Origin of the sequence: Methylobacterium haplocladii (assembly GCF_007992175.1) — a bacterium.
GTDB lineage: Bacteria > Pseudomonadota > Alphaproteobacteria > Rhizobiales > Beijerinckiaceae > Methylobacterium > Methylobacterium haplocladii.
The window spans coordinates 1-25,482 of the sequence record NZ_BJZT01000004.1; the positions used below are offsets into that span (position 1 = coordinate 1).

Annotated in this window: 23 protein-coding genes and 1 riboswitch; of the genes, 10 read left to right on the forward strand and 13 right to left on the reverse strand. The window is 67.9% G+C overall.

The features are described from left to right. Together MHA02_RS01610 and MHA02_RS01615 are read right to left on the reverse strand one after the other, a co-directional pair. Positions 1-383: endonuclease domain-containing protein (locus MHA02_RS01610; protein WP_244612390.1), on the reverse strand; the 383-nt coding region annotated here is incomplete at its 3' end. Between the two features lie 177 nt (positions 384-560). Next, entirely contained in the window at positions 561-1,511 is a 951-nt protein-coding gene (locus MHA02_RS01615) for an aspartate carbamoyltransferase catalytic subunit (RefSeq protein WP_147076232.1), read from the reverse strand. Between the two features lie 470 nt (positions 1,512-1,981). Here MHA02_RS01615 and MHA02_RS01620 point away from each other — a divergent pair, with 470 nt between their 5' ends. From MHA02_RS01620 to MHA02_RS01630, 3 genes are all read left to right on the forward strand, one after another. Next, positions 1,982-2,278 (forward strand): hypothetical protein, encoded by a 297-nt coding sequence (locus MHA02_RS01620; RefSeq protein ID WP_147076233.1) that lies wholly within the window; start codon positions 1,982-1,984, stop codon positions 2,276-2,278. A 108-nt stretch (positions 2,279-2,386) separates the two neighbouring features. Then, the gene (locus MHA02_RS01625; protein WP_147076317.1) at positions 2,387-3,244 is read left to right on the forward strand and encodes a cytochrome b/b6 domain-containing protein; all 858 of its coding nucleotides are present in this window, start codon (positions 2,387-2,389) and stop codon (positions 3,242-3,244) included. Continuing rightward, on the forward strand, positions 3,241-4,233 hold the full coding sequence (locus MHA02_RS01630) for a molybdopterin-dependent oxidoreductase (protein WP_147076234.1): 993 nt from the start codon (positions 3,241-3,243) through the stop codon (positions 4,231-4,233). The genes MHA02_RS01625 and MHA02_RS01630 overlap by 4 nt, the downstream gene beginning before the upstream one ends. Before the next feature lie 184 nt (positions 4,234-4,417). Here the strand turns inward: MHA02_RS01630 and MHA02_RS01635 are convergent, their stop codons facing one another. Then, positions 4,418-4,714: a helix-turn-helix domain-containing protein gene (locus tag MHA02_RS01635; RefSeq protein WP_147076235.1), complete on the reverse strand. Its 297-nt coding sequence runs from the start codon at positions 4,712-4,714 to the stop codon at positions 4,418-4,420. A 314-nt stretch (positions 4,715-5,028) separates the two neighbouring features. Here MHA02_RS01635 and topA point away from each other — a divergent pair, with 314 nt between their 5' ends. From topA to MHA02_RS01655, 4 genes are all read left to right on the forward strand, one after another. Beyond that, the gene (gene topA, locus MHA02_RS01640; protein ID WP_147076236.1) at positions 5,029-7,701 is read left to right on the forward strand and encodes a type I DNA topoisomerase; all 2,673 of its coding nucleotides are present in this window, start codon (positions 5,029-5,031) and stop codon (positions 7,699-7,701) included. A gap of 103 nt (positions 7,702-7,804) precedes the next feature. Continuing rightward, entirely contained in the window at positions 7,805-8,083 is a 279-nt protein-coding gene (locus MHA02_RS01645) for a type II toxin-antitoxin system RelE/ParE family toxin (protein ID WP_147076237.1), read from the forward strand. A gap of 24 nt (positions 8,084-8,107) precedes the next feature. Then, positions 8,108-8,419: a HigA family addiction module antitoxin gene (locus MHA02_RS01650; protein ID WP_147076238.1), complete on the forward strand. Its 312-nt coding sequence runs from the start codon at positions 8,108-8,110 to the stop codon at positions 8,417-8,419. Positions 8,420-8,471: 52 nt separating this feature from the next. After that, positions 8,472-8,581, forward strand: a riboswitch (SAM-I-IV-variant riboswitch). A 33-nt stretch (positions 8,582-8,614) separates the two neighbouring features. Next, on the forward strand, positions 8,615-9,667 hold the full coding sequence (locus MHA02_RS01655; protein ID WP_373318403.1) for a threonine aldolase family protein: 1,053 nt from the start codon (positions 8,615-8,617) through the stop codon (positions 9,665-9,667). 106 nt (positions 9,668-9,773) lie between these two features. Here the strand turns inward: MHA02_RS01655 and MHA02_RS01660 are convergent, their stop codons facing one another. Then, complete coding sequence (locus MHA02_RS01660; RefSeq protein WP_147076239.1) at positions 9,774-9,965, reverse strand: hypothetical protein; 192 nt, start codon at positions 9,963-9,965, stop codon at positions 9,774-9,776. Positions 9,966-10,282: 317 nt separating this feature from the next. Between MHA02_RS01660 and parE the strand changes: the two genes are divergently transcribed. Beyond that, entirely contained in the window at positions 10,283-12,328 is a 2,046-nt protein-coding gene (parE, locus tag MHA02_RS01665) for a DNA topoisomerase IV subunit B (RefSeq protein WP_147076240.1), read from the forward strand. Positions 12,329-12,919: 591 nt separating this feature from the next. Here parE and MHA02_RS01670 read toward each other — a convergent pair. Both MHA02_RS01670 and MHA02_RS01675 read right to left on the reverse strand, forming a co-directional pair. Next, complete coding sequence (locus tag MHA02_RS01670) at positions 12,920-13,210, reverse strand: GIY-YIG nuclease family protein (RefSeq protein WP_147076319.1); 291 nt, start codon at positions 13,208-13,210, stop codon at positions 12,920-12,922. 176 nt (positions 13,211-13,386) lie between these two features. Beyond that, positions 13,387-14,181: a bestrophin-like domain gene (locus tag MHA02_RS01675; protein WP_147076241.1), complete on the reverse strand. Its 795-nt coding sequence runs from the start codon at positions 14,179-14,181 to the stop codon at positions 13,387-13,389. 809 nt (positions 14,182-14,990) lie between these two features. Here MHA02_RS01675 and MHA02_RS01680 point away from each other — a divergent pair. Beyond that, positions 14,991-16,763, forward strand: coding sequence for an ABC transporter ATP-binding protein (locus tag MHA02_RS01680; RefSeq protein ID WP_147076242.1), 1,773 nt, complete (start codon positions 14,991-14,993; stop codon positions 16,761-16,763). Positions 16,764-16,769: 6 nt separating this feature from the next. Here the strand turns inward: MHA02_RS01680 and MHA02_RS01685 are convergent, their stop codons facing one another. The 7 genes from MHA02_RS01685 to MHA02_RS01715 all read right to left on the reverse strand — a co-directional run bounded on the left by MHA02_RS01685 (position 16,770) and on the right by MHA02_RS01715 (position 24,196). Continuing rightward, positions 16,770-17,459, reverse strand: a complete 690-nt coding sequence (locus MHA02_RS01685; protein WP_147076243.1) for a hypothetical protein — start codon at positions 17,457-17,459, stop codon at positions 16,770-16,772. Positions 17,460-17,536: 77 nt separating this feature from the next. Beyond that, a complete protein-coding gene (locus MHA02_RS01690) occupies positions 17,537-17,812 on the reverse strand; it encodes a YiaA/YiaB family inner membrane protein (RefSeq protein WP_147076244.1) in 276 nt (91 codons plus the stop codon). Between the two features lie 39 nt (positions 17,813-17,851). Continuing rightward, on the reverse strand, positions 17,852-18,526 hold the full coding sequence (locus MHA02_RS01695) for a PspA/IM30 family protein (protein ID WP_147076245.1): 675 nt from the start codon (positions 18,524-18,526) through the stop codon (positions 17,852-17,854). A gap of 169 nt (positions 18,527-18,695) precedes the next feature. Further along, positions 18,696-19,166 (reverse strand): DUF6163 family protein, encoded by a 471-nt coding sequence (locus MHA02_RS01700; protein WP_147076246.1) that lies wholly within the window; start codon positions 19,164-19,166, stop codon positions 18,696-18,698. 13 nt (positions 19,167-19,179) lie between these two features. Continuing rightward, positions 19,180-20,241, reverse strand: a complete 1,062-nt coding sequence (locus tag MHA02_RS01705) for an enoyl-CoA hydratase/isomerase family protein (protein WP_147076247.1) — start codon at positions 20,239-20,241, stop codon at positions 19,180-19,182. Between the two features lie 117 nt (positions 20,242-20,358). Continuing rightward, positions 20,359-21,357 carry a tripartite tricarboxylate transporter substrate-binding protein gene (locus MHA02_RS01710; protein WP_147076248.1) on the reverse strand — a complete coding sequence of 333 codons (999 nt, stop codon included), beginning with the start codon at positions 21,355-21,357 and terminating at the stop codon, positions 20,359-20,361. Between the two features lie 139 nt (positions 21,358-21,496). After that, a complete protein-coding gene (locus tag MHA02_RS01715; protein WP_147076249.1) occupies positions 21,497-24,196 on the reverse strand; it encodes a DUF3772 domain-containing protein in 2,700 nt (899 codons plus the stop codon). Between the two features lie 636 nt (positions 24,197-24,832). Here MHA02_RS01715 and MHA02_RS01720 point away from each other — a divergent pair. Continuing rightward, on the forward strand, positions 24,833-25,399 hold the full coding sequence (locus tag MHA02_RS01720) for an HNH endonuclease (protein WP_147076250.1): 567 nt from the start codon (positions 24,833-24,835) through the stop codon (positions 25,397-25,399). Positions 25,400-25,482 lie beyond the last annotated feature (83 nt).

The window sequence follows — 25,482 nt, forward strand, 5'->3', positions numbered from 1 at the left end:
ATTGGCGCGCGTGCTTCTATCGTGGCGCCAACGACGTCGAGCACCGCATCGAGATTGCCCAACACGAGATCGTTCGAGAACCGAAGCACCTGAAACCCTTGTTGCCTCAACCAAGCATCGCGCTTGGCATCACGTCGGCGCCGGGTTTCCGCTTCGTGCGGCGGCCCGTCAAGCTCGACCACGACACGGGCCGACGCACACAGAAAATCGACGATGTAAGGCGCGATCGGCACCTGCCGCCTGAACTTGATCCCGTGGTAGCGACCGGCGCGAACCTGTTGCCAGAACAGGGCCTCCGCTCGCGTCATCGCGCTGCGTTGACCTCGCGCAAACGTTCGAAGCCCTCGGTCGACCGGGTTCAGCGGGCCAGGGCGATCGGTCACGGCAGAATCCCGCATGACATACCGAGGTTACACCTCAGTCCTCTGCCTCACATCGCATCTGTGCGGTCCCCCCTTAATATCCGCGAAGTTCGCCGGCACGAAAGCGATTTATCCCACAGGGCCGAGGCTCGCCGCGAGTAACAGAGGCCTGATTGCCGACGGAAGACTACAAAATCTTCAGTTGTTCGGCAGATGCGTCGCGAGAACCTCGAGCACCGCCATCCGCACCGCCACGCCCATCTCGACCTGCTCGCGGATCAGCGACTGCGCTCCGTCGGCGATCTCGGACGAGATCTCGACGCCGCGGTTCATCGGCCCGGGGTGCATCACGAGGGCGTCGGGTGCGGCCAGCGCCAGTTTTTCGCCGTCGAGGCCGTAATAGCGGAAGTACTCCTTCACGCTCGGCACGAAAGAGCCGTTCATGCGCTCGCGCTGGAGGCGCAGCATCATGACGATGTCGCAGCCGTCGAGACCCCTGCGCATGTCCGTGAACACCTCGACGCCGAAGCGTTCGATGCCGGTGGGCAGCAGGGTCGAGGGGCCAATGACGCGGACGCGGGCGCCCAGCGCCTGGAGGAGGATGATGTTCGAGCGGGCGACGCGCGAATGCAGGACATCGCCGCAGATCGCGACGCGCAGGCCTTCGATGCGGCCCTTGTTGCGGCGGATGGTGAGGGCGTCGAGCAAGGCCTGGGTCGGGTGCTCGTGCGCGCCGTCGCCGGCATTCACCACCGAGCAGTCGACCTTGCGGGCCAGCAGATGCACGGCGCCGGCCGCGTGATGGCGCACCACGATGATGTCCGGGCGCATGGCGTTGAGCGTCGCCGCGGTGTCGATGAGCGTCTCGCCCTTCTTCACCGAGGAGGAAGCCACCGACATGTTCATCACGTCGGCGCCGAGGCGTTTTCCGGCGAGCTCGAACGAGGATTGCGTGCGCGTCGAGGGCTCGAAGAACAGGTTGATCTGCGTGCGTCCGCGGAGCGTCGTGCGCTTCTTCTCGACCTGCCGCGACAGGGCGACCGCCGATTCGGACTGATCGAGCAGCGCCTCGATGTCGAGGCGCGACAGCCCCTCGATGCCGAGGAGGTGGCGGTGGGGGAAGCTCGGCGGGGCGGGAGCGGGGGTCATCACGGGACCGAAGGCTATATTCAGGGGCGCACGGAGCGGCAAGGCGCGCCGCAGGGCTCCGAACTCGGATTGATGTCGGTTGCCCTGTTGCTTCTTACACACGTTCGTCATTCCGGGGCCGCGCAGCGGAACCCGGAATCCAGAGCCGCCGCGTGGGCCGAGTATGGCGCCGTCGGCGGTTCTGGATTCCGGGCTCGCCTTCGGCGCCCCGGAATGACGGTGTGGGTGTCACAAGTCAGGATGATCACCGTCCAGGTCGCAAGTCGTCGATCTGAGCTCGGAGCCCGAGCGAGCGCCGGGAAAATCGGTTCGGTGATTCGGCTCGAAGAGTTTCGTCTCCGGCTGGAAGCGGGATCCGAGAAAAATTTGAACGATCGCCGGCTAAGCCCGTTTCGGTGGTGTCCGGCAGACAACGACGCGCGACGCGGAAACGCGCCATGTGCAAGCCTGCAGAAACCTGAAGGTACTCGATGAACGTTCGACTTCTCCTCACCGCCAGCGCCCTTTCGCTCGGCCTCGGCCTGTCGTCCGCCGCCGTCGCGCAGGGCATGCAGCCGATGCAAGGTCAGCCCGGCATGGAGCAGGGGCAGATGGGTGACGACATGGCCCAGGAGCAGCCGCCAGCGAAGCGATCGGCGTCCAAGAAGAAGATGAAGAAGTCCATGAAGAGCCAGAAGGCGATGCGCGGCAAGTCGCGCGCGAACCAGGGCTCGGGCATGGAGCAGGGCGGTCAAGGCGCCGCAGGTGCGGCCGACGACGGGATGTAACTTTTCGTCCCCGACCGACGTATGACATCATGTCCGCCCGTCCGGTTCGACCGGGCGGGCGGTCGTCGTTCGAACAGCATGGACGCGAAAGCCGTGGCCGCCAGCACGATGCCTGCCCCCACCGATGTCGACGAGACGGTGCGGCAGCGATGGACCTTTCGGCATCCCCTCGTCATTCGCCTGGCGCACTGGATCAACGTGGTCTGCCTCGCGGTCCTGCTGATGAGCGGCCTGCAGATCTTCAACGCGCATCCGGCCCTGTACTGGGGCTCGAAATCGACCTTCGATACGCCGGCGCTCGCCATCACCGACGATCAGACCGCCGACGGCGTGTCGCGCGGCATCGTCCAGATTGCCGGGTACACCTTCGACACCACGGGCTGGCTGGGGCTCTCGAACTATCAGGGCGAAGCCGTCGCACGGGCCTTTCCCGCCTGGAGCACGCTGCCGGCGAGCCAGAACCTCGCTACGGGGCGGCGCTGGCACTTCCTGTTCGCCTGGGCCTTCGTCATCAACGGATTGATCTATCTGCTCTACGGCATCGGCAGCGGCCAGCTGCGCCGCCGCATCATTCCCGACGGCGACCAGATCAAGGGTTTCTGGGCCTCGGTCCGCGAGCACCTGACGCTGCACTTTCCGAAGGGCGAGGAGGCGCGGCGCTACAACGTGCTGCAGAAGCTGACCTACCTGGTCGTCGTGCTCGGCCTGCTGCCGCTGATGGTGTTTACCGGCCTCGGCATGTCGCCGGGCGTCAACGCGGTCGCGCCGTTCCTCCTCGACGTGTTCGGCGGGCGCCAGTCGGCCCGAACGATCCACTTCATCGTCGTGAACCTGCTGATCCTGTTCGTGATCGTGCACGTGCTGCTGGTCCTGGTCTCCGGCGTCTGGAACAACATGCGCTCGATGCTGACCGGCTGGTACACGATCGAGGACGAGACGACGCGCAAGCCGGAGGCCGGACGATGAAGCGCCGCCTGAACATTCCCGCCCCGAACCGCCGCGGGTTCCTGGCCGGGTTCGCCGGCCTGTTCGGCACGGCGTCGCTCGGGGGATGCGACAAGTTCGCGGAGAGCACGGGTGGCGTGCAGACCCTGAAGCTCGGCGAAGACGCCAACATGTACGTGCAGCGCCTCGCCCTGACGCCGGCCTCGCTCGCCCGCGAATTCTCGGAAGCCGACATCTCCAGGTGGTTCAAGCCGAACGGCACGGTCGACCCCGAGGACAGACCGTACAAGGCGCTGGCGGCGAAGAACTTCGAAAGCTTCCAGCTGCGCATCGACGGCCTCGTCGAGCATCCGCAGACGCTGTCGCTCGCAGATCTGCGCGCCCTCCCCGCCCGCACCCAGATCACCCGCCACGACTGCGTCGAGGGCTGGAGCGCCATCGGCAAGTGGACCGGCGTGCCGCTCTCCGAACTGCTCAAGAAGGCCGGCCTGAAGCCCCAGGCCCGATACATCGTGTTCCACTGCGCGGACACCATGGAATACGCGCCGGGCGGCGAGACCGACGATCAGGCCACGAGCGATGCCGCGCCGGCGGATGCAAAGGCGGAATCCGACGGTGGCAGCGCCTCTGCGGATGCCGGCTCGGCCGATACCGGCGCCAAGATGACCGGTGGTTCGGACGCCAAGGTCAAGCAGGCCGATCCGAAGAAGGCGGCTGCCACCGAAGAGACCCCTTCGGACGCACCGGGCGGCCGGCCGATTCGCTACTACGAGAGCATCGACCTCACCGACGCTTTCCACCCGCAGACCATCGTCGCGTACGACATGAACGGCAAACCGCTGCCGGTCTCGAACGGCGCGCCCTTGCGCCTGCGCGTCGAGCGCCAGCTCGGCTACAAGCAGGCCAAGTACATCATGCGCATCGAGGTCGCCGACAGCCTCGCCAAGTTCGGCCAGGGCAACGGCGGGTACTGGGAGGACAACGGGTACGAGTGGTACGCGGGGATCTGATCGAACCGGTGCAGCCATGCCCCGTCATGCGGTCTCCGGTCGCTGAATTCGGCCCCTCGTCGGCGACACCCTCCGCCGTCATTGCGAGCGCGGCGAAGCGATCCAGGGCCGCACCCGCGAGGTCGGTGAGTCGGCCCTGGATTGCTTCGCTGCGCTCGCGATGACGGAGACGTCGCCGAGGCGCTCAGCCGGACACCGTCTCATCGGTTTCGAAGGAAATCCGCAGCTTGGCCCCGGTCGCTTCGGCAAAGCGCCGAAGAGACGTCGTCGTCGGCGCCGAGCGGCCGGTTTCCCACCGCGCGACCATGGCCTGGGAGGTGCCGACGCGCTCGGCAACATCGGCATGCGACAGGGCCGATCGGTGACGTGCCTCGGCCATGGCGAAGGCGAGGTCCATCTCGGGCGCGACTTCGCCATGGGCCTCCCGATAATTTGGGTCGGCCTGCCAGCCCTCGCGGAGGACTTTGAAGGGGATCGTCACGAGAGGCTCCTCGTCGCCGCTCCGAAAACGTTCCGATCCGGGGACGCGCCGTGGCCGGACGTCGCAACTGCGCAGGAGAATGTATCAGCGCGCGCCGGCTGCACCAGAGGGCTCCGAACTCGGGTTGACGCCGGTCGCCTCCTTGCTTCTTCCACACTCTCGTCATTCCGGAGCCGCACACCCTCCGATTTGACAACCCGCCCGGCCTAACCCACTTCGGTCCCGGTGCGAGGCCCCGGCTGTTGCCGGGAGCGCGTCGGCGCATTTCCTAAAAACAGGTCGTCGCGCCGAGGCTTCGTGAGGGGCAGAGGTTCATGAAAGTCGTCGTCGTCGAGTCGCCGGCCAAGGCCAAGACGATCAACAAGTATCTCGGCAAGGATTACGAGGTCCTGGCCTCGTTCGGCCATATCCGCGACCTGCCGGCGAAGGACGGCTCCGTCGACCCGGAAGCCGATTTCGCGATGCTGTGGGAGCTGCAGGACAAGGGCTCGCAGCGCGTCTCCGAGATCGCCCGGGCGATCAAGGGCGCGGACAAGCTCATCCTGGCGACCGACCCGGATCGCGAGGGCGAGGCGATCTCCTGGCACGTCGTCGAGGCGCTGACGGCCAGGAAGGCGCTCAAGGGCATCCCGATCGAGCGCGTGACCTTCAACGCCATCACCAAGGCCTCCGTCGACGCGGCGATGAAGAAGCCGCGCCAGATCGATCAGGCGCTGGTCGACGCCTATCTGGCGCGCCGGGCGCTGGACTATCTCGTCGGTTTCAACCTCTCGCCGGTTCTGTGGCGCAAGCTGCCCGGCGCCAAGTCGGCCGGGCGCGTGCAGTCGGTGGCCCTGCGGCTCGTCGTCGAGCGCGAGATGGAGATCGAGCGCTTCAAGCCGCGCGAATACTGGTCGATCGTGGCGACGCTCGTGACGGAAGAGGGCGCGGTGTTCGAGGCGCGGCTCGTCGGCGCGGACGGCAAGCGGATCCAGCGCCTCGACGTCGGCAACGGCGAGGACGCCGCGCGCTTCAAGAAGGATCTCGAACTCGCGACCTTCCAGGTGGCCTCGGTCGAGGCGAAGCCCGCCAAGCGCCACCCCGCCCCGCCCTTCACAACCTCGACGCTGCAGCAGGAGGCCTCCCGCAAGCTCGGCATGGCGCCGGCGCAGACGATGCGCGTGGCGCAGCGCCTCTACGAGGGCGTCGACATCGGCGGCGAGACGGTCGGCCTCATCACCTACATGCGAACCGACGGCGTCGACATGGTGCCGGAGGCCATTCGCGATGCCCGCTCCGTGATCGGCAAGGAATACGGCGACCGCTACGTGCCGGACGTGCCGCGCCGGTACACGGTGAAGGCCAAGAACGCGCAGGAGGCCCACGAGGCCGTGCGCCCGACCGAGATGAGCAGGCTGCCGAAGCAGGTGGCGCGGATGCTCGATTCGGAGCAGGCCAAGCTCTACGACCTGATCTGGACCCGCACCGTCGCAAGCCAGATGGAATCGGCCGAGCTCGAACGCACCACCGTCGAGATCACCGCCAAGGTCGGCCCGCGCACGATCGAGCTGCGCGCCACCGGTCAGGTCGTGAAGTTCGACGGCTTCCTCACCCTCTACCAGGAGGGCAAGGACGACGAGGAGGACGAGGACGGCAAGCGCCTGCCGCCGATGGCGGCGGGCGACCCGCTCAAGCGCGAGCGCATCGCCTCGACCCAGCACTTCACCGAACCGCCGCCGCGCTTCTCCGAGGCGAGCCTCGTCAAGCGCATGGAAGAGCTCGGCATCGGCCGGCCCTCGACCTACGCCGCCGTGCTCCAAACCCTTCGGGATCGTGAGTACGTCAAAATCGAAAAGAAGCGGCTGCAGCCGGAGGACAAGGGGCGGCTCGTCACCGGCTTCCTGGAGAGCTTCTTCAAGCGCTATGTCGAGTACGATTTCACCGCCGACCTCGAAGGCCAGCTCGACCGCGTCTCCAACGCCGAGATCGACTGGCGCGACGTGCTGCGCGACTTCTGGCGCGACTTCTCAGCCGCGATCGGCGGCACCAAGGAGCTGCGCGTCACCGAGGTGCTGGAGGCGCTGAACGGCCTCCTCGGCCCGCACATCTTCCCCGACAAGGCCGACGGCTCGAACCCGCGGACCTGCCCGACCTGCGGCACCGGCCAGCTCTCGCTCAAGCTCGGCAAGTTCGGCGCCTTCGTCGGCTGCTCGAATTATCCCGAGTGCAAGTTCACCCGCCAGCTCGCCACCTCCGGCGTCGAAGGCGAGGGCGACGGCTCCTCCGAGGGCGGCGGCCAGCCGGGCGTGCGCGTGCTCGGCAACGACCCCGCGACCGGCCTGCCGGTGACCATTCGCGATGGGCGCTTCGGCACCTTTCTGCAGCTCGGCGAGGCCTCGACCGAGAAAGACGCGGCAAAGCCGAAGCGTTCCTCGCTGCCGAAGGGCATGGCGGCCTCCAGCGTCGATCTCGCCATCGCCCTGCGGCTGCTGTCGCTTCCGCGCGAGGTGGCGAAGCACCCCGAGAGCGGCGAGCCGATCCTCGCGAGCATCGGCCGCTACGGACCCTACGTGCAGCACGGGAAGACCTACGCCAATCTCGGCAAGGACGACGACGTGCTCGAGATCGGCGGCAACCGCGCCATCGACCTCATCGTCGCCAAGGAACAGGGCGGCGGCCGCGGCCGGCCGTCGGGCGATCCGGGCCGTGCGCTCGGCAAGGACGAAGCCTCGGGCCGCGACCTCGTGGTCAAGGCCGGCAAGTACGGCCCCTATGTCAGCGACGGCGAGGTCAACGCCACGCTGCCGAAGTCGATGTCCGCCGACGCGTTGACGCTCGCCGAGGGCATCGACCTGGTGAACGCCAAGCGCGCCTCCGGCGGCGGCAAGAAGGCGCCGGCGCGGGGCCGCAAGACGGCCGCGAAGAAGCCTGCGTCGACTGCCGCAAAAAAGGCTCCGGCGAAGAAGCCGGCGGTCAAGAAGGCGGCGGCGAAGAAGAGCGCGAGCTGAGGGCCAGAATCAACGTGCCCCACGCCCCAGGCGCGCGTAACGGCCGGCGCGTCGATGTAACGCGATGCTTGACACTCAATGTGTAACGCGTCACGTTACGGTCGTGCTGCGGACGTTCAAACACAAGGGGCTTTCGGAGCTGTGGGCGACGTCGAAGACGGCGCGCATCGATGCGAGGATGCAGAAGCGCATCCTCGCGCGTTTGGACGCTCTGGATGTCGCCGGATCACCCGAAGACATGAACCTGCCGGGCTTCGATTTCCACACGCTGCACGGCTTCGATCCCACCCGCTACACGGTCCACGTCAATGGACCATGGTGCGTTACCTTCGAATTCGACGGTGGCGATGCCTGCCGGATCGACTTCGAGCAGTATCACTGACGCCGGCGAGGAGGAGCGAATTGCATGACCGAGATTACCGCACGTCGCGATCCCGACCGCCGGCCGACCCATCCCGGCGAGATCCTGAAGGATGACATCCTGCCGGCGCTCGGGCTGACGATCGTCGATGCCGCCGCGCATCTCGGGGTGACGCGGCAGGCTCTGCATCGGCTGCTTGCCGGAACGGCGACGCTCTCGCCGGAGATGGCTGTGAAGCTCGGGAAGCTGACCGGGAGCAACCCTGCCCTGCTGATGCGCATGCAGGTCGCGTACGATCTCTGGCTGGCCGAGCGGAACGTGGACGTCCGCGGAATTCCGGCGATGAAGGTAGCCTGAGGGCATCCGGCCGGCGCCCTTGCGGCCCCTCCCCGCCCCGCCTAGTCTCCCGCTCCAGCATCACGAGTTGAGCCGACGCTCAACGCCAACCTGCCGCTCCCGGCAAGGTGGCGCCCTGATCAGCCAGGGGATGCGGCCGGTCCGGCAACCAGGGGGACTCCGCCGCGCGTCAGCTCATCCGAACGGGACAGAGCCGTGGCCGACATCCTCACCGAGCAGCAATTCGCCAGCGACAACTATTCCGGCATCTGCCCGGAGGCCTGGGCCGCGATGGCCGAGGCCAATGCCGGCCACGCCCCCGCCTACGGCGCCGATGCCTGGACCCAGCGGGCGGCGGATGGATTCCGAGACCTGTTCGAGACCGACTGCGAGGTGTTCTTCGCCTTCAACGGCACGGCCGCGAATTCGATGGCGCTGGCCTCGCTCTGCCGGAGCTACCACAGCGTGATCTGCGCCGAGAGCGCCCATGTCGAGACCGACGAGTGCGGCGCGCCGGAATTCTTCTCCGGCGGCTCGAAGCTGCTGATCGCGCCGACGACGAACGGGCTGCTGACGCCCGAGTCGGTACGGGCCGTGGCCGAACGGCGCTGCGACATCCACTTCCCGAAACCCCGCGCGGTGACGATCACCCAATCCACCGAGACCGGCCGGGTCTATTCCGTCGCACAGGTGCAGGCCCTTTCGGAGACCTGCCGCAGCCTCGGCTTGCGCCTGCACATGGACGGCGCGCGCTTCGCCAATGCCTGCGCCGCGCTGCAGCGCTCGCCCGCCGAGCTCACCTGGAAATCGGGGGTCGACGTGCTCTGCTTCGGCGGCACCAAGAACGGCATGGCGGTCGGCGAGGCGATCCTGTTCTTCGACCGGGCGATGGCCGAGGATTTCGACTACCGCTGCAAGCAGGCTGGCCAGCTCGCCTCCAAGATGCGCTACCTCTCGGCCCCCTGGGTCGGGATGCTGGAGAGCGGCGCCTGGCTCGGCAATGCCGAGCACGCCAACGCCTGCGCCCGCAGGCTGGCCGCGGCTTTGACCGACGTGCCGGGGGTGTCCCTGCTGTTTCCGGTGGAGGCGAACGCGGTGTTTCTCGCCGCCGCGCCGGCGGCGCTCGACGCCTTGGCGCGGCGAGGCTGGCGCTTCTACACCTTCATCGGCGGCGGAGCGCGGTTCATGTTCGCGTGGGACACGCTGCCGGAGCGGGTCGACGCCTTGGCGCGGGACATCCGGGAATGTGCGGTGCCGGCAGCGGCCTGAGCCACACCGTCATTGCGAGCCATAGGCGAAGCAATCCAGGGCCAATACGCCGACGTTACGAGTGGGGCCTTGGATTGCTTCGCCTATGGCCCGCAATGACGAGAATTCACACGAGGTAGCTGATCGTCGCGGCGACCGCCGTAGCAAAGGTCGCGATCGTGATCGCGGTCGGCGTCAGCAGCATCGGCCCGCGCACGGCGACCCGATCCCCCTCGTCGGCGCATCCGAAGGCCTGTCCGGCCGCCTGCTCCAGGCGGACGAGGGAGAGATGACGCGCTTGGGCGGCGGCGGTGGTCATCGAAACACTCTCCCTGTGGCGTCAGGTCGGCTGCGAAGCTTAACCATATATCGAAAACGCGCGAATGTCGCACCCGGTTCCGCGTCGGCCACGGCCTGCCACATGTTTTTAACCACGATGAGCCGACAGTTCCGTGACACCGGGCTTCATGCGGCCGCCGGCGTGTCGGCCGATCACTGGCTCGCCCCCGGCCCGCATGCGAAGGTGCGCTGCGCCCGACCGACGGAATCGCGCTTCTTGTTTCCGTTTTGTTCTGGTACGATCGAGGAATGAAGGCGAATGCTGCGCGAACGAACCCAGCCGTCCGGAGCCGCCGCGTGAGCGACCCCGCACGCGATCTGTTCGGTCCCGGAGCCAAACCCGTTCCGCAGGACGCCACCGAACGCCGCCGCAAGGTCGCGGTGGTGCCGGCGCCGGAGAGCGCCGAGGCGGGATACAACGCCTCCGACATCGAAGTGCTGGAGGGGCTGGAGCCGGTGCGCCGCCGCCCCGGCATGTATATCGGCGGCACCGACGACCGGGCTTTGCACCACCTCTTCGCCGAGGTGATCGACAATTCCATGGACGAGGCGGTGGCGGGCCATGCCAGCTTCATCGAGGTGGAGCTCGAAGAAGGCGGCAGCCTCGTCGTGACCGACAACGGCCGCGGCATCCCCATCGACCCGCACCCGAAATTTCCCGGCAAGTCGGCGCTCGAGGTCATCATGACCACGCTGCATGCCGGCGGTAAGTTCGATTCCAAGGTCTACGAGACCTCCGGCGGCCTGCACGGCGTCGGCATCTCGGTGGTGAACGCCCTCTCGGACGTGCTCGAAGTCGAGGTCGCCCGCAACCAGACCCTCTACCGCCAAACGTTTTCCCGCGGGCATGCGCAGGGGCCGATCGTCGAGGTCGGGCGCGTCAACAACCGGCGCGGCACCCGTGTGCGCTTCCACCCCGACGCCCAGATCTTCGGGGCCCATCACTTCGATCCGCGCCGCCTCTTCAAGATGGCGCGCTCCAAGGCCTATCTCTTCGGCGGCGTCGAGATCCGCTGGCGCTGCGCGCCCTCCCTCGTCGAGGGCATGGAGGGGGTCCCCGCCGAAGCCGTGCATAAATTCCCCGGGGGGCTGCGCGACTATCTCGGCCGCGAGATCGACGGCAAGGACCTCGTCACCGACGCAGTGTTTTCGGGCAAGATCACCAAGCCGGGCGGCCACGGCTCGCTCGAATGGGCCGTCGCCTGGATGGTCCACGACGACGGCATCTCGTCCTCCTACTGCAACACGATTCCGACGCCCGAGGGCGGCACCCACGAGGCGGGCCTGCGCGTCGCCCTGCTGCGGGCGCTCCGCGAGCATGCCGAGCGCGTGAACCAGGCCAAGCGCATGACGGCGGTCACCACCGACGACGTCATGGCCACCTGCGCCTCGATGCTGTCCGTGTTCATCCGCGAGCCCGAGTTCCAGGGCCAGACCAAGGACAAGCTCGCCACCGTCGAGGCCTCGCGCATCGTCGAGACCGCGATCCGCGACGCCTTCGACCACTGGCTCGCCGCCTCCCCGGCCCAGGCCAACAAGCTGCTCGACTGGGTGATCGACCGCGCCGAGGAGCGCCTGCGCCGCCGCCAGGAGAAGGAGGTCGCCCGCAAGAGCGCCACCCGCAAGCTGCGCCTGCCCGGCAAGCTCGCCGACTGCTCGGCCGCCGGCACGGCCGGCTCCGAGATCTTCATCGTCGAGGGCGACTCGGCCGGCGGCTCGGCCAAGCAGGCGCGCGACCGCAAGACCCAGGCGATTCTTCCCTTGCGCGGAAAGATCCTGAACGTCGCCTCGGCCAGCCGCGACAAGCTCGGCGCCAACCAGCTCATCGGCGACCTCACCCTGGCGCTCGGCTGCGGCACCGGCGCGAACTTTCGCGATGCGGACCTGCGCTACGACAAGGTGATCATCATGACGGACGCCGACGTCGACGGCGCCCACATCGCCTCGCTGCTGATCACCTTCTTCTACCGGCAGATGCCGAAACTCATCGACAAGGGCCACCTCTACCTCGCGATCCCCCCGCTTTACCGCCTGCAGCAGGGCGCCAAGATCGCCTATGCCCGCGACGACGCCGACAAGGACCGGATCATCAAGACCGTCTTCAAGGCCGGCAAGGTCGAGATCGGCCGCTTCAAGGGCCTCGGCGAGATGATGCCGGCCCAGTTGAAGGAGACCACGATGGATCCGAAGAAGCGGACCTTGCTGCGGGTCGCGATCCTGGACGAGGCGCGCGAGAGCACCGGCGACACCGTGGACCGGCTGATGGGCAACAAGCCGGAGGCGCGGTTCGCGTTCATTCAGGAGCGGGCCGCGTTTGCCGATGGGGCGGAGTTGGATATTTGATCGTCTAGACATTGTCTTCAAGGGCGAGATCGGCCATGGTCTACAATGTAAATTTGCCACTTTCTCTCCCAGAACAAGAACTATTCTTTACACTTCGCATATACTGCGTCGGTGTAATTGCACGCGGATTTCAGTTTCCCGCAACCCCGCATCGCCCATATTGAAGAATTGGAAAATAGACAGCATTCACTTCAACCATCGCTGTCATTCCGGGGCGCCGGAGGCGAACCCGGAACCCACGACTGGCCGCAGCAGGAAGGAATCGCCGAAGGTGGTGCCCTGCCCCGTGGGTTCCGGGTTCCGCTGCGCGGCCCCGGAATGACGAGGCGGGGGGCGTCCCGACCTTTCCCGATCTCCGTTTGGACATCGGCTGCCTCTCGTTGATGTGCCGAGGTGCAAACTCGGCAGCATGGCACCCACCACCGCTGTCATTCCGGGGCGCCGGAGGCGAACCCGGAACCGACGACTGGCCGCAGCGGGAAGGAATCGCTGAAGGTCATGCTCTGCCCCGTGGGTTCCGGGTTCCGCTGCGCGGCCCCGGAATGACGGGTGTGGGCGATCACCCCAACCATGACCGGGCGACGCACGCCGTCATGCGTTCAACTGTTCTGCAAGGTCGTTCCAAGTCGGATTGGCCTCTTCGATCAGCGCCACCTTCCAGGCGCGACGCCACTTCTTCATGGCCTTCTCGCGGGCAATGGCTTCGTCGATGCGGTCGTAAAGCTCGTACCAGACGAGGCGATCCACGCCGTAGCGTGCCGAGAAACCCGGGATCGCTTTCGATCGATGCTCCCACACGCGACGGCTGAGGTTGTTCGTGACGCCGAGATAGAGCGTCCCGTCGCGTTTTCGCGCGAGAAGATAGACCGCATAGGTTTTCATGCTGGCCTCCACTCGGGCGGCGCGTGAAGCTTAAGCGATCCCAAGCCAGCCAGAAATCGATTCGGCTTGCGCCATCGTCCGGAACCCGTGTGCGCCGTCCCGTGGGTTCCGGGTTCCGCTGCGCGGCCCCGGAATGACGAGCGCGGGTGACCGATCCCAGCCCTTCGCCCCAATGCTCACCGCCGCTCTGCACCCGCGAAATCGTCGAGCACCGTCGCCAGCGCATGGGGCTCCACCTTCACGGCACCGGCGAAGGGCCGGTCGATGGCGGTGATGACGAGGAGGCCGGAAAAGATCAGGAAGGCGAGGATGCCGGTCATCAGCGATTGGGCGCGCAGGTTCTGGGTTCCGAAGAACAGCGTGAAGACGAGCGTCAGGATCGCGCCGCTCGACAGGATGAACCACAGCACCCTCGGCACGACGCCCGGCGCCAGCACGAGCCGAAGGCGGCGGGCCTGGGTGACGTTGTCGAGCTGGTCGAGGGCTTCGGCCATCACTGCGTTGCCGCGGCCGTCGCTGGGACGGAAGGTCAGGAGGGCCGCGTAGGCCTCGTCCAGCGCCCGCGTCACGGCGAGGCTGCCCCGGCCGCGCTCCATCGCGGGCCAATCCTCGGCCATGACCGTCCCGGCGTAGCGGGTCAGAGCGCTGCGGAGCGCGGCGCCGGGCTCGCCCTCGATCCCGAGCGACAGGCGATAGAGCGTCGCGACGGCGCCGGCTTCCTTCGCTGCCGCGCTCTCGGCCTCGCTGAACTTCTCCCAGGCGATGATGACGGCGAAGGCCAGCAGCACTGCGTAGAGGACACCCACCGTGGCGAACTTGAAACCGGCGACCTCGTTGTTGGCACGCAGCCCCTCCAGGCCGACACGACGGCGCACGATGATCGGGGCGATCATCGCCAGCAATGTCATCAGGCCGACGAGGATCGTGCCGGAGATCCAAATCGGCTGAGGTGCCAGCAACGACAACAGCATGTCCGGCCGTCCCGCCCCGATCGTCCACGACTATGACGAGCTGCGCGGAGCCCCGCAATCGGTGGCCCGACCTGGGTCGCCCCGCTCACCACGGGCGTCGCCTTGCCGCTCGCCGACGATCCGACGGGTCCGGCTGAGACATAGCGGGTCTCATACGGTTGCCGTCTCATCGCCTCGGAACGTTCCTCGTCTTTGCGAGCGCAGCGAAGCAATCCAGGGCCGACACGCCGATGTCAGGGCGTTGGCCCTGGATCGCTTCGGCTTCGCCTCGCAAGGACGGCTCGGTGTTTGGTTAGCGATGGCCCGAACGCATCGACCGAAGCAGTATCACCTGCTCCGAAACATCTGATCCTGCTCCGGCCATGAAAGCGAGACTTCTGTAAGTTGTAGGAATATTAACATAACAGCGTCGCGCCGTCAAGACCGTCCAGCGTCTCGCATGCGCGACGAAGCGCGGCGGTTCCGGAGCTCCAGCGGCGTGGGACGGGCTGGGACAGCCGGGACGATCGTCCCAAATTCCGGTGAAACGAACGGTGCCCGACGCTGTCGGGCCTGCGCGCTTTTCCCCTGGCCGGAAATTCGTGGCATAGGCCGCAACCGTGCTCCTCGATCCGCTCCAGACCCTCGCCCCCGTCGGCGAGGCCGCCCGCGACCGCCGCCGGTTCCACTGCGTCGCCGGCTTCGGCGCCTGGCGGCCGTGAACCCGGCCTTGCCCTTCGCGCCTCGAGCGAGCAGAGAGCCGGGCTTCGAAGGTCGAGGACAACCGTGAGCGACGCGCCTGCCCATTCGAGCCCCGCCGGAGCGGCGGCGTGAGGCCATTGCTCGATCTCGTGCGGGTGCTGCGGCCGCGCGACCGGCGCCGGCTCGTGCTCCTGCTCCTCGCGCTCGCCGGGGCTGCGCTGTTCGAGGTCGTCGGCGTCGCCTCCGTGGTGCCGTTCCTGACGCTGGTGGGCGACCCCTCCGCCTCCGGCCGCATCCCCTATCTCGGCGCGATCCGCGAGACCTTCGGGCTCACCGACGACCGGGGCTTCCTGCTCGCCACGGGTTTCGCCGCGCTCGCCGCGATCCTGGCCACGAGCGTGATCAACGCCGTCCTCAGCTTCGCGCAGCTGCTGTTCACGCACCTCACCGGCTACGGCTTCGCGCGGCGGCTGCTCGCCGCCTATGTCGACCGCGAGCGGCTGTTTTTCGCTCGCACCAACAGCGCCGAACTCGCCAAGAACGTGCTCAGCGAGACCGACCGGCTCGTGGTCGGCGTGCTGACGCCGACCATGGTGATCGCCTCGCGCGGCGCTTCGGCGCTGGCGGTCATCGTATTCCTCATCCTCTACCAGCCGCGGCTCGCGCTCCTCCTCGGCGGCGGCTTCGGCGGGCTCTACGTGGTGATCTTCTGGGTGATGCGGACCCGCCTCGCGCGGATCGGCGCCCGCGCGGTCGCCGACAACGAGCGGCGCTACCGCATCGTGCAGGAGACCTTCGGCGCGTTGACGGAGCTGAAGCTCTACGGCCGGGCCGAGGCTTTCTCCGCCGGCTTCGATGCCCCCGCCCGCGCCTATGCCCGCGCCAGCGCCGAGAGCCTGGTGACGGGCCAGCTGCCGCGCTTCGTCATCGAGTCCGTCGCCTTCGGCGGCGTCATCGTGGTGGTGCTGTTCGCGCTCTCGCAGAACTACGACACCGCCGGGATGCTGCCGCTGCTCGGCCTGTTCGCCTTCGCCGGCTACCGGATGCTGCCGGCCTTCCAGAACGTGTTCAACTCCCTGGCGCTGATCCGCTTCTACCTGCCGGCGGTGACGGTGATCGTCGACGAATTGAAGGCCGAGCGGCCGCCGCGCCCCCGCGGCCGCGAGCGCCTGCCATTCGCGAAGAGCATTCACATCGAAGGGCTTGGCTTCGACTACGAGCCGGGCCGCACGACGCTCGACGCCATCGACCTGACCATCCCCGCCAACGCCACCGTGGGCCTCGTCGGCCGCACCGGGTCGGGCAAGTCGACGCTGGTCGGCCTCGTCCTCGGCATCCTGACGCCCACCCGCGGCACGATCCGCATCGACGGCGTCGCGCTCGACGAGACGACCCTGCCGGCCTGGCAGAACCGCATCGGCTACGTGCCGCAGGACGTGTTCCTGATCGACGGCACCGTTGCCGACAACATCGCCATCGGCATCGCGGCGGGCGAGGTCGACCAGCTGGCGATCGAGCGGGCCGCGCGGCTCGCCGGCATCGATGCCTTCATCCTCGGCCTGCCCGACGCCTACGCCACCGGCGTCGGCGAGCGCGGCGCCCGGCTCAGCGGCGGCCAGCGCCAGCGCATCGGCATCGCCCGGGCGCTCTATCACGACCCCGACGTGATCGTGTTCGACGAGGCCACGAGCGCCCTCGATGCCGAGACCGAGACGGCGGTGATGGCGGCGCTCGGTGCGCTGGCCGGCACGCGGACGATCATCATGATCGCCCACCGCCTGACCTCGCTCCGCCACGCCGACACGGTCCACGTCCTCGAAGCCGGCCGCCTCGTCGCCTCGGGTCCGCCGGAGACGGTGCTGCCGGCTCTGTCCAAGATCCGCGAGATCGAGCCGGCCTAAGGCCGCTCAGGCCAGCGCTTCCGCGCCCGGGGCCGTCGGCATGACCCGGCGCAGGACGCAATGCGTCGGCAGGAACAGCAGCGCCGGCAATCCGACGAGCATCGTCGCGAGCCAGCTCCAGGCCGGCATCCAGCTCTGGGCCACCGCATCGCTGAAGCCCCAGACGTAGTTGATGTTCACGGGCAACAGACCGGCATCCGGCTGCGGCGACGGCATCGCGAAGAAGCACACCAGCAGGGTCACGACCGCCATCGCGCTCCAGATCGGCAGCGCGCGCCGGTCGTAGCCCAGCCGCGCGACCAGGAAGACCAGCAGCAGCGGCAGCCAGCCGTGGAAGCCCGAGAGGGCTCGCAGCAGCAGCGGCTTCGAGGCGTCGAACATGTAATCGGTCATGCCGGTGATCGGAGCGCCGACGGCGGTGCCCAGGAAATCGACGATCCAGAGCACCTGCGGGGCCAGGATGCCGACGGCGCAGAGCGAGATCAGCAACGGGCTTTCGATCCAGATGCCGACGAGCGTCAGCAGCACGGCCTGATCGCAAAAGTACAGGAAGTTCGTCGGACCGTAATGGGTGAGATAGACCGGGATCAGCAGGGCCGCGAAGGCCGTGTAGGCGAGCTTCAACGCAATCGGAATTTTCTTGGGACTGCGCGGCGCGGCAGGGGATGCCGTCGGGACGGCGTTCGGGGTGGTCATCGTCGTCTCCGGAACAGCATCGAAAAGCGGTCACCCGCGACGCCCTTGCGGTGCCGCGGGCCGGTCGTGTGGATGTCTCAATCCTTGCCGACCGACATCAGCAGGCGCTCGGTGCGGGCATCCTCGATGCGGTTGTGCATGCGGCGGCCCTCGTGGACGTCGCGCATCGTTTTGGTGCAGGTGACACAGGACTGGACGAGCATCACCACGCCCATTGCGAGGTAGCCCTTCATCCAGAAATCCATCGGCATGAACAGGATGCCGACGGCCACCATCGCGGCCGAGGCGATGAAGGAGCCGTAGGTGAAGCTCACCCAGGCGCCGGAATGCTGGTGGTTGGTCTCGGTGGTCATGGCGGTGCTCCGTGTCGCTGGCTGTGATGCGGTGAAAGGTCAGGCGGCCTCGGCCCGGCGGCGCAGGCGGTCGAGGACGGTCTCGGCGCTCGTGGCATTGCGCGGGCCGAAACCTTCGCGCTCCAGGCGCTGGGCGATGTCCGCGTCGGGTTCGGCCTCCGCGAGCGCGGCCTCGGTGTCGGCGGCCTCCTGCTGGAGTTCGCGCAGGCGCTTGAGCGTGGCTTCCGCCTCGCAGAGCGTGGCCCGTTCGTTTGGGCCGGGATCCATCCGCATGCGGCGGACGGCTTCCGCCGCGGCGGCGGTGCGGCGACCGCGTTCCAATTCCGCCTGCCGCCGGGTGGCGTCGGCGACAATGCTGCGGATGCGAGCGACCTCGGCCTCGTAGCGACTGCGGGCGGAACGGATGGCGTCGCGCTCGGATTCGAGTTCGGCAATGGCCTGCGCGGCGTCCCGGGCGAGATCCTCGCGCCCGCCCGCGAGTGCCGCGACGGCGCGCGTTTCGAGGTCGGTCGCGCGGGCTTCGATCTCGGCGAGCTTTCGGCCCTCGGCCTGATCGGCGGCGACGGCCGCCGCCAGGGCCCGGCGGCTGCGCTCCAGGGCGGCGCGGGTCTCGCGGACCTGCTGGTCGAGGATCAGGAGGGCGTGGCGGTCGAGAAACTCTTCGTCGGCGCGGGCCGCAGCGCCCCGGGCGAGGATGCGGAACAGCTTGAACATCGTTGCGTCTCCACAAGCGTGATCGGTGTCACGCAAAATGGCTCGCACGGGTTTGCACAGTGTTCAAGTGATGTTTTGCACGTCGTGCAAAACGGGGTCCTTCTCTGCCTCTCCGGTTTGTGGACGGAGCATAGCGCGGCTGCCATTCGCCTTCGCGACTGCCGAAAACTCACAGGTTCTCGCGGGCGGCCAGCCAGGACAGGACGAAATAGACGACGATGGCCGCGCCCTGGACCGCGATCAGCGCAATCGGCATCGGCAGGAGTTGCGGCGTCAGCACGGCGAGCGTGATGCCGCTGGTAGCGGCGAGGAGCCAGACGACGCCGCCCCAGGCGCTGGTCAGCCAGAGGCCCACGGCGGCGGTGAAGTCGATCACCGCGAAGTAGACGATCACCGTCTGGCGGCCGAGCGGTTCGCTCTCGAAGGGCGGCGCGCCGGGCAGGACGTCGACGATGTCCGCCCAGGTCAGCATGCCCTTCGCCAGCCAGATCAGCGCGACGACGCGCATGAACCAGACGAGGACGCTGTCCCACCGGGTCTGCCGGCGCTCGACGCGCTCGATCCGGTCGTTCGCGCCCTCGGCGTGGCCGATGCGGCCGCGGCCGTCCCGCGTGGTGCCGACTTTGGTCAGGGCCTTCACGGCTGCGGCCTGCTCACGCGAAGGACGGTTCCGAGCCGCTCAGCGGCTCGAAGGCGGCGGCGATCGTCGCCGGATCGACCGCATCGAGCGTGGCCGGCCGCCAATCCGGCTTGCCGTCCTTGTCGACGATCACCGAGCGCACGCCCTCGTAGAAGTCGTGCCCATGCATCACGCGGGTGCAGAGGCGGTACTCGGTCAGCATCGCCTCCGCGAAGCTCAGGTCGACGCCCCGGCGCATCTGCTCGAAGGCGATGAGCACGCTGGTCGGGGAGCGTGACCGGATCAGGCTCGCGGTCTCGGCCGGGAAGGACGCGCCGGAGGAGGCCGCGACGTCGAGGCGGCCGAGGATGTCGTGAACGCTCGGGGCGGAGAAACACTCGTCGATCAGGCTGCGCTCGGCGACCAGAGGGCCGGTCTCCGGCGGATCCGGGGTGTGGGCGGCGAGCGTCGCTTCGATGTCGTCACCCTGGGCCAGGGCCTCGACGATGGCATCGAATTCGGCGGCCTTGGCGGCATGGGTGGCGAGGCCGAGGGCGAGGGCATCACCGGCGCCGACGCGGGCGCCCGTCACGGCGAGGTAGGTGCCGGTGCGGCCGGGCAGGCGCGGCAGCGCGTAGCTCATCCCGACATCCGGAAAATAGCCGATGCCGGTCTCGGGCATGGCGAACATGTACTTCTCGGAGGCGACGCGCACATCGCCGTGCAGCGAGATGCCGACGCCGCCGCCCATGACCACGCCCTCGATCAGGGCGATGTAGGGCTTCGGGTAACGCTTCACGTAGGCGTCGAGCTGGTATTCGGCGAGCCAGAACGCGAGGGTGTCGGCGGAGCGTCCGGCCTTGCCGAGCTCGTAGATCTGGCGGATGTCGCCGCCGGCACAGAAGGCGCGCCCGCCGGCGCCCCGAACGACGACGCGGGTGACGGCCTCGTCGTTCGCCCAAGCCTGCAGCTGCGCGTGCATGGCCCGGATCATCGACAGCGTCAGCGCATTGAGCGCCTTCGGCCGGTTCAGGGTGATCAGGCCGACACGGCCCCGCCGTTCGAAGATGATTTCAGGATCGGCCCGATCCGACATACGCGCCCCTTTGGTTGGAGCGCTTAGACGAAGTCTCGCGGTTTCCGTCAATCAGGGCAGAGCAGCGGCCCACGGGATTGCGTGCGGATCGGACCGGAGCCGAGGCGCGGCCCCCGCTCACTGATTGTCGACGGCCGCCCTCAGGGCCGGCGTCCAGCGGGCGACCTCGCTCTCGACGAGTTTTTGCAGGGCGGCAGGGCCACGGTCGATGCCCTGAGGGACCTTGCCGCCGAGCTTGAGCAGACGGTCGCGCGTCGGCGGGTCGTCGAGGGCCACGTCGAGTGCCTGAACGAGCTTGGCACCGACCTCCTTCGGCAGGCCGTTCGGCGCGAACACGGCGTTCCAGGCGGTAACCTCGAACTCGGGGAGCCCGGCTTCGCGGGTGGTCGGTACGCCCGGCAGCACCGGCGAGCGTTCGGGCGTGGCGATGGCATAGGCCCGGATCGTGCCGGCCTGCAGATGCGGGGCGACGTTGACGATCTGATCGGTGAGGAAGTCGACCTGACCGGCGATCAGATCGTTCACCGCCGGGCCAGTGCCGCGATAGACCACGAAGGTCGGCTTCGCGTTCACGATCGAGTCGAACAGCATGCCGGCAGAATGCGAGACCGAGCCGACGCCGGCATGGGCTTGGCTGTAGGCCGGGCCGCTGTCGTGCAGAGCCGCGATGAAGCCCTTAAGATCGCTCGCGGGAAAATCCTTGCGGGCGACGATCACCACCGGTGTGCCGGCGGCGACGCCGATCGGGTCGAAGGTTTTTGCGGGGTCGTATTTCAGGGCACGGAACAGGGCGGGCGCCGCTCCGTGCGTGCCCATGTGGCCCATCATGATCGTGTAGCCGTCGGCCTCGGCCAGCGAAGCCTGGGTGATGCCCGTGGTGCCGCCGCCGCCCGTGACGTTCTCGATCGTCACCGGCTGGCCCAGCGCCTTGGCCATCGGGGGGGCGACGATCCGGGCGATCGTATCGGTCGGGCCGCCGGCTGCGAAGGGCACGACGAGGGTGATCGGCCGGTCGGGATAGGCGTGCTGCGCCGTGGCGGCCGCCGGTGCGGCCATGACCGCCGCCGCAGCAAGAATGCCCAGCATCAGCGATCGACGGAGACTCAAGGCAGACATCTGACATCCTCCACGAGGACAACGCCACACTGGTACGAGCGCACGGGCACATCCGGCAAGGTCCGTGCCGATCGAGGTCGGTCTCGTGGCAGTGCCCCGACGCATGGGTCGAGGCAAGCCTCCCGGCATAGGGAACCCATCAGGAAACGGCCGTGCCGAGCTTGCGCCGCGCGGGTTCCGCGCCCGTGTCATCGTCCGCCTGCGAGCCCTGCGCCGTCGCGGCATTGCGCGCCGCACCGGTGCCGACGGCGTTCGCGATCTGGCCGAGGGCGTCGCGCATCGGCTCCAGGCCCTGCACGGTGACGACGCTCGAGGCCGGTCCCATCGGCGGGATGAAACCGGCGTCCGAAAGGGTCTTGAACACCGAGAAATTCAGGTCGCTCTGAACCTTCTGGCCGAGGTTCACATCGGTGACGAGGGCGATCAGGTCGAATTCGAGGAACGGATCGCCGATCTTCTTGAAGACCACCCGCGGCGGCGGCTCCTTGAGCACGTCGGCATGGGCGCTGGCGCAGGTCACCAGCATCTCGGCGGCACGCACCGGGTCCTGGTTGCGCAGCACGCTCACCGAGACGATGACGCGACCGGTGCGGTCGCCGCGGACCCGGTTCTTGACGACGCCCGAGATCAGGTTGGAGTTCGGCACGATCACGGCCGACCGGTCGAAGGTCTGAATCTCGGTGGAGCGCACCGAGATACGCTTCACGATGCCTTCGCTGTCGCCGATCAGCACCTGATCGCCGACGCGGATCGGGCGCTCCCAGAGCAGCAGAAGGCCGGAGACGAAGTTGTTGACGATGGATTGCAGGCCGAAACCGATACCGACGGACAGCGCGCCGGCGACGATGGTGAGCTTCTCCAGGCTTAGGCCGAGATAGGAAAAGGCGAGCGCCAGCGCGAGGAGGAAGCCGACATAGCCGGCCACCGTCGAGATCGAGTTGCGCAGGCCGGCATCGAGGTCCGTCGCTGGCAGGTAGGTGTTTTCCAGCCAGCGCTGGATGGCGCGGGTCAGAAACACACCCAGCACGAGGATGCCGACCCCGAACACGATGGCCGAGAGCGAGATCGTGACATCGCCGACCTTGAAGCCGAAGAAAGCCGAGCGCAGCGACGAGAACACGTCGTTCGAATCGAGCCCCCAGGGCGCCAGCGCCAGCAGCACCGCCACCGCGACGAGCACGACCCGAGCGAAGCCGGTCGCGAGCACGGCGATCTGGTTCAGCGAGCGCTTACGCAGGCCGGTATTCGCCTGCAGCGCCGTGGCGATCTTGGTGTCGTCCGACAGTGAACCGCCGATGAAGACGTCGGCGCTGGCGATGAGCAGCCAGAGCAGGACGAAAAGGCTCGCCGTCCAGATCAGCTGATCGACCAGAAAGGCCGAGAGCGCGACGTAGCCGACGATCGCACCGAGGCCGACCAGCACCGTCGCCGCCCAGCCGAGCAGGCGCAGCGGGCCGCCGATGCTGCTCGATGTCTCCGTCGCGACGTAGGGGCCGAAACAGGCCTCCTCCTTCTCCGCGGTATCGGCGAAACGGTGCAGGCCGATGGCGAGCAGGAGCGCGGCCGTGACGGCGCCGACGCCACGGGTGGCGATCGAGATCGAGAGCGCGGCATAGATGCCGGAATTCAGAGCCTCGGTGGATTTCGACACGGTGATGACGACCGCGATGCTCACCGCAAGGAGCTGGATCCGCCAGGCGGCCGCATCGCTCACCGGCGTCGGCCGCCAGGCCGGCTTGCCGACGGCCAGCAGCGCGTCGCTGAGCGCCTGAACGAAGGCGATGAAGGCTAGCCCGATCAGGATGGCGCTCGCCACGGGCATCAGCCGGGTGGGCAGCAAGTCCGTGGCATCGAGGGCATAGTAGACCGCATAGCTTCCCGCCACCGCCGGCACCGTGCCGAGCAGCAGGACGCGCCAGGCTGCGAGAAGCTTCGCACGCCGGGAGGGGTTCGTGACCTTGATGTCGCGGCGGCCGAGCTTGGGCGCGATGTTGCGTCGCCCGAAATACAGCGCGAACGAGATCCCGAAGGCGATGCCGAGGACGAGCAGGTTCCACAGGCTGCCGTTGCGCGCGAACAGCGCGACGATGTCTTCGAGGGCCGCCTGAAGCGAGTTCAGGTCGCGCGGCAGGTCCGCGCCGATCTTCATCCAGAGGTCGGGACTGAACAGTGCCGAGGAGCGCTCGAACAGGCCGCGGGTGAAGGCGGCGCGGCGCTTGTTGGTGATCTGGTCGACGATCTGGTCGCTCTGGACGAGCAGGGACTTCGCCAGCCGCTGCGTCTCATCGATCTCGGTGACGGCGTGCTCGCGCTCGACGCGCTCCTTGGCGACGTCCTCGCCTTCCTCCGTATCCTTCGGCTTCGGGCCGAGCTGCGTCTGGCGCTCGCGGGCGGCTTCGAGCCGCGGCTCCAGGGCGGCGATGATCGCGCGGATGCGGTCGGAGACCGCCTCCAGCCCGTCGCGGGCGCGGGTCAGGTCGCCGGCCCCGACATTGCGGCCGGTCACCGCCTTCTCGCGACCGTCGAGGTTGCCCTTGATCTCGTCGAGCCGCTCGCGGACCGTCTTGATCCCCTCCGAAACCGCGGGCTTCGCGACCGGCTTGGCCGCAGGAGCCGGGGCCGCCGGCGCGGCTTGCGGTGCCGTACCCGGCGACGGAGCGGCTTGTGCAGGCTGCGACTTGTCGCCGCCGGGCTGGGGCGCGGGAGCGGCCTTCTGCTCTTGCTGCTGGGGCGGGGCCGCCCCCTGCCCGACCGCACCCGTCGGCATCGCGAGGGCGGTCGCCGCCAGGATGGCCGCGAGGGCCGCCATGCGCGCGGTGCGAAGAGTCGATCGAACCATCGTCGTCCTTGTTCTCGGGCCGGGCGCGCCGCGTGCGGGCGCGCCTCCGGGCCGGATCGCGTCGAGGGGCCGCACCCGCTTCACGCAAGAGCACGGGGCGGTTCGCGGTGTCCGCCCCCGGGATCGATCCCTCCGTCGCGGATCAATGGGGCGAAACGGTGCAATGCGCGGGATCGGCGGCCCGGTGCTTGCGGCGGAACCTGTGTGCCCGCCATCTCGCCGATACGGCCGACCTTCACAACCCTGTCACGTCGATATTAGACTGAGCAGCAATGGACATGGCCTTGTCGTCTCGCTGCCGGGCAGCGACGACCGTCGTGACGACGTCCGACGCTTCGCTGCCCACGTGTCATCGGCTGCCCCTTTCGGCAGTCGTCGCTGGCGTTTCCGACCCGCCTCCGCCTCCCACCACAATCTCGCGGGTTCAACGGCCAAGCTTCCCGAAGCTTGGGCTCACGCTTGGGGGTGCCATATCGTGCCATATCGGAGTATTGGACCGAGCCACGGGGTCAGAGCTCGTGCACGCGATCAGAGAGTTGCGTCTATGACGAGCATCCGCGTCTGCGTAGCCGGTCCGACACTGTCCGGGCACTCCGAACGATGGCACGCCTACGCCCCCGGCGGCGGGAGGACGGCATGAACGCGCACGTCGCCAATCTGCGCACGCTCGTCCTCAATGCCGACATGCAGCCCGTGAGCTGGGCGCCGCTCTCCGTCTGGAACTGGCAGGACGCCCTGGTCGCCGTGCTCCAGGATCGCGTGATCCAGGTGAAGACCTACGACGACATCGAGATTCACTCCGCCAGCCAATCCTTCCAAGTGCCTTCGGTCGTCGCGCTCAAGAGCTATCACCGGCGCAAGAAGGTCGCGTTCACGCGCTACCATCTCTTCCTACGCGACGAATTCACCTGCCAGTATTGCGGCGAGCGCCTGCCTCCGCAGGAGCTGACCTTCGATCACGTCAACCCACGCTCCAAGGGCGGCGAGTCGGTCTGGTCGAACATCGTCGCCAGCTGCAGCGCCGACAACCTGCGCAAGGGCAACCGCTCGCTTTCCAAGAGCGGCCTGAACCTGCGCCGCCAGCCTTTCGAGCCCTCCCCCTACCAGCTCGACGCCATCGCCCGGCGCCTGCCGAAGGCGAAGAACGAGCTTCACAACACCTGGCTCGACTTTCTGTATTGGGACAGCCCGCTGGAGACGTGAGGTTGGTAACCGGACGTCTGTGTGCGCTCCGGCACCAACCGCATCGCGGATCCTTGCCATCTGCTCCGGAGCCCCAGCGGAAT

Coding starts and splice junctions, on each gene's coding strand:
- MHA02_RS01615 (WP_147076232.1), bottom strand. CDS start 1,511: ATGACCCCCGCTCCCGCCCCGCCGAGCTTCCCCCACCGCCACCTCCTC.
- MHA02_RS01620 (WP_147076233.1), top strand. CDS start 1,982: ATGAACGTTCGACTTCTCCTCACCGCCAGCGCCCTTTCGCTCGGCCTC.
- MHA02_RS01625 (WP_147076317.1), top strand. CDS start 2,387: ATGCCTGCCCCCACCGATGTCGACGAGACGGTGCGGCAGCGATGGACC.
- MHA02_RS01630 (WP_147076234.1), top strand. CDS start 3,241: ATGAAGCGCCGCCTGAACATTCCCGCCCCGAACCGCCGCGGGTTCCTG.
- topA (WP_147076236.1), top strand. CDS start 5,029: ATGAAAGTCGTCGTCGTCGAGTCGCCGGCCAAGGCCAAGACGATCAAC.
- MHA02_RS01650 (WP_147076238.1), top strand. CDS start 8,108: ATGACCGAGATTACCGCACGTCGCGATCCCGACCGCCGGCCGACCCAT.
- MHA02_RS01660 (WP_147076239.1), bottom strand. CDS start 9,965: ATGACCACCGCCGCCGCCCAAGCGCGTCATCTCTCCCTCGTCCGCCTG.
- MHA02_RS01670 (WP_147076319.1), bottom strand. CDS start 13,210: ATGAAAACCTATGCGGTCTATCTTCTCGCGCGAAAACGCGACGGGACG.
- MHA02_RS01675 (WP_147076241.1), bottom strand. CDS start 14,181: ATGCTGTTGTCGTTGCTGGCACCTCAGCCGATTTGGATCTCCGGCACG.
- MHA02_RS01685 (WP_147076243.1), bottom strand. CDS start 17,459: ATGACCACCCCGAACGCCGTCCCGACGGCATCCCCTGCCGCGCCGCGC.
- MHA02_RS01690 (WP_147076244.1), bottom strand. CDS start 17,812: ATGACCACCGAGACCAACCACCAGCATTCCGGCGCCTGGGTGAGCTTC.
- MHA02_RS01695 (WP_147076245.1), bottom strand. CDS start 18,526: ATGTTCAAGCTGTTCCGCATCCTCGCCCGGGGCGCTGCGGCCCGCGCC.
- MHA02_RS01705 (WP_147076247.1), bottom strand. CDS start 20,241: ATGTCGGATCGGGCCGATCCTGAAATCATCTTCGAACGGCGGGGCCGT.
- MHA02_RS01710 (WP_147076248.1), bottom strand. CDS start 21,357: ATGTCTGCCTTGAGTCTCCGTCGATCGCTGATGCTGGGCATTCTTGCT.
- MHA02_RS01715 (WP_147076249.1), bottom strand. CDS start 24,196: ATGGTTCGATCGACTCTTCGCACCGCGCGCATGGCGGCCCTCGCGGCC.
- MHA02_RS01720 (WP_147076250.1), top strand. CDS start 24,833: ATGAACGCGCACGTCGCCAATCTGCGCACGCTCGTCCTCAATGCCGAC.